The following is a 1,027-nucleotide window of genomic DNA, read 5'->3' on the forward strand; positions in this document are numbered from 1 at the left end:
GGGCGGACGCGCCCGGCATCGCGCCCGGCCGGCTGCCCGCGCTCGGTCCCGACGGCGTCACCGTGGAGAGCACGGACGACCTCGCGGTGGCCGCGTCACTCCGGTGGGCCCAGCTCGGTCCGGTGGTCCCCGCGTCGCCCGACGTCGCCGAGGCCCTGGCCGAGCTGCTCGACCTCCCGCTGGAGGACGCGACCGACCTCGCCCCGGACGAACCCGGTGAGCTGGTCGAGCTGGACGCCCGGGTCCGTGCCGTCGTACCCGACGCCCCGGACACGTGGCGCAGCCACGACATCCTCACCGTTGAGGGCCGGCCCGTGGCGTGGTGGGTGTCCGCGACGTCGGCCGGACAGGTGCCGCACGCCGTCTCGTCCGCGGGCCTCGCGCGGGCGCTGGCCGAGCTGACCGGGGCGGACGCCCTGCTGCTGGAGGCGGCGCTGCGGGACCCGGACCGGGCCGAGGCACTGAGTGCCGAGCGGGCCTGGGACATCGGTCGGGACTGAGCGCCGGGAGCGCTACCGGTGGCGGCGGGCCCAGACGAGGCCCAGGCCGCCGAGCACCACGCCCGTGCCGCAGATGGCGACGCCCTCGACGGTGCCGCGGCCGGTCAGGAGCAGCACGACCCCGACCACGAGCCCGAGCGCGAACAGCCCGATTCCCGCGCCGAACACGCGGTAGAGATCGGCGTGCGGGGCCGGCGGGCTGGGGCGTCGCTCCTCGGGGTGGGCCAGCAGGGAGCGGATCGTTGGCACCTTGCCAGTGTACGGACAAGGGCTCGCGGGGCCCGGCGTACCCCGACTCCGCGGGGGTGAATTCCGCGCCGCGGCGTCACGCACGCAGCACCTCCAGGACCGGGGTGAGGGCGTCGACCAGCTGGTCGTACGAGCGCCGGTAGGTGGCGGCCGAGTGCCCGTAGGGGTCGAGCACGACGTCGTCGTGCTCGCGGCCCGCGTGCCGCGGCCGCTCGGCTACGGCGGCGGGCAGGAGGGCGTTGAGCCGGGCGGCGTCGTCCGACCCGGCTACGGCGCCC

The 1,027-nt window shown here is 77.1% G+C and carries 1 protein-coding gene and 2 pseudogenes; 1 reads left to right on the plus strand and 2 read right to left on the minus strand.

From position 1 onward, the window contains the following. Positions 1-500: pseudogene (locus tag PROKR_RS14590) on the plus strand (sacsin N-terminal ATP-binding-like domain-containing protein); the annotation flags it as partial. Between the two features lie 12 nt (positions 501-512). On the opposite strand, the gene PROKR_RS14595 reads toward PROKR_RS14590, so the two are convergent. After that, entirely contained in the window at positions 513-749 is a 237-nt protein-coding gene (locus tag PROKR_RS14595; RefSeq protein WP_051433007.1) for a hypothetical protein, read from the minus strand. Between the two features lie 76 nt (positions 750-825). Then, positions 826-1,027 (minus strand): annotated as a pseudogene (locus PROKR_RS35035) (hypothetical protein); the annotation flags it as partial.

The sequence above is a fragment of the Promicromonospora kroppenstedtii DSM 19349 genome, from assembly GCF_000515355.1.
Lineage (GTDB): Bacteria > Actinomycetota > Actinomycetes > Actinomycetales > Cellulomonadaceae > Promicromonospora > Promicromonospora kroppenstedtii.